We start from the raw sequence: 1,132 nt of genomic DNA, 5'->3' as shown, positions 1-1,132 counted from the left end.
CTATCATTGGCAAGTTGGATTAACTTGTTAAATTTGGTATCGATTGTATAACAAGAGCCGTGTGATGGGAGACTATCAAGCACGGTTCTGTGAGAGGCTTAGGGTGAAATTCCCTTTGCCTACTCGACTAGCCAAACGTTAGCAATTATTAAAAAACAAATGACACACAAGAACCTAATATTTATTGGTTTAATAATTTATATATCTGCTTCATGTAATTTAAAACATGAAGGAATAGATAGACCTGCTGATTTTTTTCTCAAATTAGATTATAGCAAGATTGACACAACCGTTACAAATAATAGTGATTCCATTTTCGTTTTTAATTTTGATGGTTACAGTCTTGACGAAAAGGTTTATTTAGAAAAAGGTAAAATAAAACATGTGTTCGGACAATTTGATGACAAAGGGACATTTTGGTTAAATGAATGGATTACTTATACAAACCAAGGTAGAATATTAGACAACGAGAGCCAATATGTGGTTGTCAGCTCAAAGCATGATTCAACAGAATTTGACCTCATTGGAGAAGAAGAATTAAATTTTAAATTAAGAATTTATAATATAGAGGATTCTATAAGAGGGGAACTGATAAAGGAAATTAGTCCTACGTATAAAAACCTAACAATTGCATCCACTGAATTAGTTGGAAAATCTGCTTCATTAATGTATCTGAAAGAATTTGAGAAAGACTCAGCAAAAGAAGTAAGAAAATTAGAAGTATATTTTAATCGAGATTACAAAAGAAGAAGCTTGAAGAACTTGGGGCTGATTAAGGATAATAGAATAATAACAATTGCTAACAAACCGTTATAAAGCATAAAGGGCATAGTGTAATTTGGTTGGTTCGTAGCTTCGGCAACCACCGCCAAATCACTGATTTGGCTTTTGAAATGAAAACTTAAAACAAAATACAGCGCTTTGGCTCTGCTCAAAATGGAAAGTAGCTAAGGTTAAATTTCTTTACGCTTTATACGGCAGGCCGTTGGCAATAATTCCCCCTATAAACCCATAGTATTGATTTAAAACTAAGGTAATCAATACTTTTTAAGTTAATTGATTTCTGAAGCTAACGGGAGTACCTTTACGTTATGCTCTATGCAAGGCCGATCTTTAAAGTGTTGCTCATAAG

At 33.1% G+C, this 1,132-nt stretch carries 1 protein-coding gene; it reads left to right on the top strand.

Features of this window, described 5'->3' with window-relative positions; translation table 11 throughout:
- The first annotated feature begins 159 nt into the window (after nucleotides 1-159).
- Nucleotides 160-816 (top strand): hypothetical protein, encoded by a 657-nt coding sequence (locus FNN09_RS20845; RefSeq protein ID WP_143304420.1) that lies wholly within the window; start codon nucleotides 160-162, stop codon nucleotides 814-816.
- Nucleotides 817-1,132 lie beyond the last annotated feature (316 nt).

Source organism: Carboxylicivirga sp. M1479 (assembly GCF_007097485.1).
In the GTDB taxonomy this organism is placed as follows: Bacteria; Bacteroidota; Bacteroidia; order Bacteroidales; family Marinilabiliaceae; genus Carboxylicivirga.
Note: the sequence above shows the minus strand (reverse complement) of the source record. Positions and strands in the feature narration are given on the sequence as shown.